The sequence below is a fragment of the Limnospira sp. PMC 289.06 genome (assembly GCF_032350395.1).
Classification (GTDB): Bacteria; Cyanobacteriota; Cyanobacteriia; order Cyanobacteriales; family Microcoleaceae; genus Limnospira; species Limnospira platensis.
In genome coordinates this window covers 1-6,109 of the sequence record NZ_JARPLC010000191.1, presented here as the reverse complement: position 1 = coordinate 6,109, position 6,109 = coordinate 1, and the positions used below count along the sequence as shown (strand labels likewise).

Sequence of the window (6,109 nt, the reverse complement as noted above, 5' to 3'; positions counted from 1 at the left end):
TATTCAACACTCCGTCCGCGCCTCATTTCCGCCCAACCCTTGACAATTCCCCTCCCCATCAGTTACCCTATTCTTATAGGCCTTACACGGATATACACTTGATTTTTTATTCAACACTCCGTCCGCGCCTCATTTCCGCCCAACCCTTGACAATTCCCCTCCCTATCAGTTATCATGTTCTTGTGGGGGTTACATGGCTATACGCTTGATTTTTTATTCAACATGATGAGCGATCGCCTCATTTCCGCCAACCCTTGACAATTCCCCTCCCCATCAGTTACCCTATTCTTATAGGCTTTACACGGATATACACTTGATTTTTTATTCAACACTCCGTCCGCGCCTCATTTCCGCCCAACCCTTGACAATTCCCCTCCCTATCAGTTATCATGTTCTTGTGGGGGTTACATGGCTATACGCTTGATTTTTTATTCAACATGATGAGCGATCGCCTCTATTCAATAAGATGTCCTAGCAGTTTTGGTAGAAAATACAGCCGGAGGGAAAGGACTCTGAGGAGAACACCGGCTTTCTATTCTAGTGGAATTAGAATTTTATTCTAAATCGGAGGTATAACTATCATTCTGGGCGAACGCATCGGCATCTAGTTCTAATACTTCGATCGCCTTCGTTTTCACTCCGATTCCATATTCTATCAGCAGATCCAGCAGTTTTTCTCCGTTGATTAACGTGATCGGCGGCGCACCCGGGGCGAACGCCACCTCCACCGTCCCCTTGGAAAAATCGCTCGTGGTGATAATCGTACCCCGCACCGCTTGAAACCGATACAAACACCCCCGCAAAGCATCCAAAACCGGCCTTTGAATGTTCCCCTGTTGCCTCTTCACCTGCACCACTTCCCGCACCGAAGTGATCCCCAGTTCAATATCCGCGACCACATCGACCCCCTTATCATTCGTCGGTGATGTCACCTCCACATTTTGATAATTCATCGCCTCCAACAATTGTTTGATCAAATATTCAAACGCCGTCGGAGCCATCGTTGAGAGGATTTCTTGAATGCTTGATCTGACCGAGGCTTTCTGCTCTTTAACCAGGGTCAAAATTTCCTGTACCGTCCCTCCGCCGTCGAGTTCTTCATCGCCTCCCGAATCTTTTAAATAATTCAAACCCGCGTCGGTAATGCTGTAGGTCGTCCCCGTTTTGATCAATAATTCGCGATCGGCCAAATTGTAAAGCCGCCGCCACAGCGTATCTTTGATGGTGCTGTCCGTGCCGAATTGGGAGCAACGCTTGAGATAGTCCGACCAATCGGGTACAAAATCTCCGCGACGACCTCCCCCTTTTTCAGCCACCACACTTAGTAATTTTAATAAGCCTTCCCCCTCGTCAATTTGTTTTTCAACCTCTCCCAAGGGATGGCAGATAAAATCCTGTCCCGCATCAGTTAATAAAACTTTCCCCCCTGAATCTTCTTCCAGCAACTGATAGGTTCGAGATAGGAGCCAGTGTCCGTAAACGTGACGAGGGTTAAGCTGGCGATCGCTTCCCGTCCAAATCGCCTCCGCCAGTTCTCGATTTTCCCCTTCCAAGCGTTCCGATATCCAGCGTTCTGGATTCGTCCAATCTACCGGATTTTGCAGGGTTCCCGACAGACTCATGATCGCCGATCTCAGCCCCGTGATTTGCGCGCGATCGCGTCCGTTCCAAATCGGTAAAATCAATCTCAATTCCGAATAGGTCGGAAAGTGGGAAACTTTGACCCGGGTTTCGTTTCGCGGGTCTAATGTCGCCGAATTAGATTCGGAATCTATCGAGGTTACATCCCATTTTCTCAACCCAAAAACCCCGCGATTGACCCTCACGAAGCGGCTGAGATCCCCCTTCTGTTTGATTTCCACCGCAATGATGGCGTTGAGCGTGGCTTCCGGACTTTTGCCGTTCGTTTGAATTAAATTCCGTGCGATCGCAATTTGAGCAATTTTGCGATAGTGCAGGGGAGAGCCAACATCTTCTAAAACTTGAATGGCAGCATCGGCGAAGGACATAGGAATAGTTAAAAATCAGAAATCATCAATTTTGTCACATCTAAAACAACCCGATTAGGCGAGATCTCCAATTAAAAGGACAACTCGATCCGCAATGGGGAGATGTTGTTGCCCCGTCTCAAGTATAATATGAAAGGGGCACCCACCACCCTTGCCCCCCACTTCAATCATTCCTTAGATCGCCAAATATTCCCAGATGGGATAAAGTATAGATGTTTAGCCTGTTTGTGAAACCTAATGAAAGATACATGGGTCTATCTGAGCCGTACCATAAGCTGCCAACCACAAACAAAAATAAAGCAACCAGTACCGTCGGACGTAGCAAATCCGTTCAACTTGACCAACCACTCACCTTTTCAAGCTGGAGTAACAACACTGTCAGTTTAAATCTTGGTGATAGTGCCGAATATTATCAGTCTTGGGACAATCCCACAGTCATTGTATCAGATGGAGCCTACGGTATTTTAGGCTTTCAAGGTGATACATCCGATCATCTCGATTTGCCCCAATGGTATGAACCCCATATCGCAGCTTGGTCAAAGTTCGCATTGCCCAGTACAACCCTCTGGTTTTGGAATTCCGAAATTGGATGGGCTGTCGTACATCCAATCCTTGAGAAATTTGGTTGGCGCTATGTCAACTGCAATATATGGAATAAGGGAAAAGCTCATATTGCCGGGAATGTCAATACAGAAAAAATCAGACGTTTTCCTGTGGTAACAGAAGTTTGTGTTCAATATGTCAGAGAAGTTAAATTCGATGACTTAACCTTGAAAGAATGGTTACGAAAAGAATGGTTGCGATCGGGTTTACCTTTACGCAAAGCCAATCTGGCCTGTGGTGTGGCAGATGCAGCAACGAGAAAGTATTTCGACCAAGGGCATTTATGGTATTTTCCCCCACCCGATATGTTTGAGAAATTAGTTCGCTATGCCAACCAATATGGGAAACCCGAGGGAAAGCCTTATTTTTCTGTAGATGGCCTACATCCTTTGACCGCTCAAGAATGGGGGAAAATGCGTTCCCAATTTCGATGTCCTCACGGTTTTACCAATGTTTGGCAGCGATCGGCTTTACGGAATAACGAACGAATAAAAACCCCCAACGGTAAAGCCGTCCATTTGAATCAAAAGCCCCTCGACCTCATGCAGCTAATTATTCAAGCTTCCAGTCAGGAACAGGATGTAATTTGGGAACCATTTGGCGGACTGTTTAGTGCATCTTTGGCTGCTAACATACTTAACCGCAAAGCTTTCGCTTGTGAAATTGACGAAACTTATTTCTATTATGGAGTGAAACGATTTAGTCAAGTATTTTATCAATCTTCTCTTCTGTAATTCCCAGATATCTGATCAAGGCAGATTTCATCGACTCATCTCGCCGACTCGACAAAAGTTTTTTCCATTGATAAATTTCCACTCCAAAACATTCAGTTTTATAAACACGCTCCTTAAAACTTTCAATTTCTGGATGCACGATTCTGTCCATTTTGGCAAAGTTCGTGTCCAAACTGCCGAAAAACATCATATTCTCGACTAAACGTAGACTTCATCGTGCATTATTTAGCATGGTATTCACACAAATCAGAATAAACCCATCATAGGATAATCCCAAAATAGGATTTTCCGAATCCGCCCATCATTCATTCTCAGATGTAATAATCCCGCCTTTGAGTCACTCGACTTGACTACCTAAGTGTCAAACTACGGCAAGTTGATTTTTTGTTCAACACTTGCGGCCGCGCCTCATTTCCCCCAACCCTTGACAATTCCCCTCCCTATCAGTTATCATGTTCTTGTGGGGGTTACATGGCTATACGCTTGATTTTTTATTCAACATGATGAGCGATCACCTCTATTAAATACATATCCTGCCAGAGGAAATATGATTCAACAACTTACCATTACAGTTTTGGTAGAAAATACAGCCGGCGGGAAAGGACTCTTAGGAGAACACGGGCTTTCTATTCTAGTGGAAGCCGACACCTACAAACTGTTATTTGATACCGGACAGGGAAACACTCTCAACCACAATGCGCGCCAACTAGGAATCAACCTACATGATATAGATGCGATCGCTCTGAGTCATGGTCACTATGACCATACCGGCGGCTTACCATCAATACTCAAAATAACCCAGAATCCAGTTTTATACCTACATCCAGCCGCCATTACCCCCAAATATAGCCCCAGAGGCGAAATTGGTTCCCCCATTCAAGATGAAAATATCCTCACAACCCATACCAGCAAAATAGTGTGGACAGAAACCCCCACGGAAATCATACCCGGAATGGGACTAACCGGAACCATCCCCCGCCACCATCCCCTCGAAGATACAGGGGGAGACTTTTGGATCGATGCTAACCACCAGACCATAGACACTCTACCTGATGATCAGGCTCTATTTATCCAAACCCCTCCAGGATTAGTTGTAATCTTAGGTTGCGCCCATTCTGGAACTATTAACACCCTAGACTATATTGCCCAAATCTGCCCACAGGATAAAATTTATGCCGTCATAGGAGGTATGCACCTGTTAAAGGCTAACCCAGAGCGCCTCGAAGCTACCGCCGCCCAATTAAAGCATTATCAAGTCCAACTACTAGGCGCTAATCACTGTACAGGCATTAATGCGATCGCCCATCTTTGGCATCATCTTGGATGTAGCATTGATGTTCGCGTAGGAACCCGCCTGCAATTCGGAACCAACACCCCATAACCTCCCACGCCGAAAAATTGATTTTTTATTCAACAATCTCGGCCGCGCCTCATTTCCCGCCAACCCTTGACAATTCCCCTCCCTATCAGTTATCATATTCTTGTGGGGGTTGCATGGCTATACGCTTGATTTTTTATTCAACAATCTCGGCCGCGCCTCATTTCCCCCAACCGTTGACAATTACCCTCCCCATCAGTTACCATATTCTTGTGGGGGTTACATGGCTATATGCTTGATTTTTTATTCAACATAATGAGCGATCGCCTCTATTCAGGGGATGATCAACAACTTTTGAGCGGGAATTTTTCATTCTCCCCCTAACAACCAAAAACCCGTATAAGTTACCCCAGAATCATCAGGTTGAACCAAGAGAAAATGTAATCCCTTAGCCAAGCGTTTACGAGTCTCAAACATCCGCGCCGCCTGAGCCACATCATCATCATCAAAAGTAGCAACTACCCAACGATCGCTCAATCCCGCCTCTAAAATCAAGCCATCAGGCTGTCCGGGGATATAATTAAAACCGACAGGTTTAACCGACTGTAACCATCTAGCCAAGCCCATAGACTGGCGACCGCCATCAATAACCACCCCAGAAATAGCAACAGTAGAAGCCAGACCCAAATTCAGGGGTAGTAAAATTGATGGCATATCCAAAATAGGAATAGGGCGATCGCCAAAGACCTCCTGAAGGTCTCCCGCTGGAAGAGTCGCAAACCGCCAGCGATCGCCCCAGAGATTTTCCGGTAGAGGTAAAGGGGGTAATTTATCAATAGCCAAAGGATCATAATTCTGGCCAGTATAACCCGTCATTTGGGGATAAATTAACATCATCTCAGCCAGCAATTTTTTTAAACCCAGCGTCCGACGAGTCGCCTGGACAGTCACCCCCAACTGTTTACCCACCACCTCAAAGAGACTCAAACAAGCAGGTCGAAACACCTGAATAATATCAGGTTGATCAGTCACAAACATCTCTTTTAACTGGTTAAGTAACCAAGTCGAGTTAGCCTCCGACTGAGGACAAGTCGCCACCAATAGGCGATCGCCTAATTGATCACAGACTAACAGTTCCCACAAAGGCTGTCCCCTCTCATCCTCAAGAGGACGGCGATAAAAATCAGCTTGCCATATTCGCATAACAAATCAAGCCATTAGTGAATCATTTAATAAATCTTAAAGTCAAAGGATAGCGATATCTGATACCCTCATTAGCTTTGCTGGCCGCCACAATAGTAAAAATTAAATCAAACAACAACACCGCAAATAGCAGAGGAATCCCAAGTGAACTACCCCACCCTGCCGCCCTAGAGGATGGGGCTTCCTAATTCAACGGGAACTGCATCTAACAAAACCGATGTTTTGCCAGGTTGTCTTACACT

The 6,109-nt window shown here is 45.6% G+C and carries 6 protein-coding genes; 2 read left to right on the top strand and 4 right to left on the bottom strand.

The genetic code is table 11. The annotated features are described in order from the left end of the window. Positions 1 to 554: 554 nt before the first annotated feature. Positions 555 to 2,009, bottom strand: a complete 1,455-nt coding sequence (locus P5674_RS22700; protein ID WP_006616279.1) for a restriction endonuclease — start codon at positions 2,007 to 2,009, stop codon at positions 555 to 557. A 212-nt stretch (positions 2,010 to 2,221) separates the two neighbouring features. On the opposite strand from P5674_RS22700, the gene P5674_RS22695 reads away from it, so the two are divergent. Next, the gene (locus P5674_RS22695; RefSeq protein WP_006616278.1) at positions 2,222 to 3,346 is read left to right on the top strand and encodes a DNA methyltransferase; all 1,125 of its coding nucleotides are present in this window, start codon (positions 2,222 to 2,224) and stop codon (positions 3,344 to 3,346) included. On the opposite strand, the gene P5674_RS22690 is transcribed toward P5674_RS22695, so the two are convergent. Further along, a complete protein-coding gene (locus tag P5674_RS22690) occupies positions 3,312 to 3,497 on the bottom strand; it encodes a hypothetical protein (RefSeq protein ID WP_235181481.1) in 186 nt (61 codons plus the stop codon). The genes P5674_RS22695 and P5674_RS22690 overlap by 35 nt on opposite strands. A gap of 396 nt (positions 3,498 to 3,893) precedes the next feature. Between P5674_RS22690 and P5674_RS22685 the strand changes: the two genes are divergently transcribed. Further along, positions 3,894 to 4,727, top strand: coding sequence for an MBL fold metallo-hydrolase (locus tag P5674_RS22685; RefSeq protein WP_006616102.1), 834 nt, complete (start codon positions 3,894 to 3,896; stop codon positions 4,725 to 4,727). A gap of 306 nt (positions 4,728 to 5,033) precedes the next feature. On the opposite strand, the gene P5674_RS22680 is transcribed toward P5674_RS22685, so the two are convergent. Both P5674_RS22680 and P5674_RS22675 read right to left on the bottom strand, forming a co-directional pair. Then, the gene (locus P5674_RS22680) at positions 5,034 to 5,867 is read right to left on the bottom strand and encodes a Tab2/Atab2 family RNA-binding protein (RefSeq protein WP_006616101.1); all 834 of its coding nucleotides are present in this window, start codon (positions 5,865 to 5,867) and stop codon (positions 5,034 to 5,036) included. 22 nt (positions 5,868 to 5,889) lie between these two features. Then, entirely contained in the window at positions 5,890 to 6,000 is a 111-nt protein-coding gene (locus P5674_RS22675; RefSeq protein ID WP_286131362.1) for a DUF4870 domain-containing protein, read from the bottom strand. Positions 6,001 to 6,109 lie beyond the last annotated feature (109 nt).

What these genes read in the sequence shown, in the direction of transcription:
- P5674_RS22700 (WP_006616279.1), bottom strand. Translation starts at nt 2,009, where the DNA reads ATGTCCTTCGCCGATGCTGCCATTCAAGTTTTAGAAGATGTTGGCTCT.
- P5674_RS22695 (WP_006616278.1), top strand. Translation starts at nt 2,222, where the DNA reads ATGTTTAGCCTGTTTGTGAAACCTAATGAAAGATACATGGGTCTATCT.
- P5674_RS22690 (WP_235181481.1), bottom strand. Translation starts at nt 3,497, where the DNA reads ATGGACAGAATCGTGCATCCAGAAATTGAAAGTTTTAAGGAGCGTGTT.
- P5674_RS22685 (WP_006616102.1), top strand. Translation starts at nt 3,894, where the DNA reads ATGATTCAACAACTTACCATTACAGTTTTGGTAGAAAATACAGCCGGC.
- P5674_RS22680 (WP_006616101.1), bottom strand. Translation starts at nt 5,867, where the DNA reads ATGCGAATATGGCAAGCTGATTTTTATCGCCGTCCTCTTGAGGATGAG.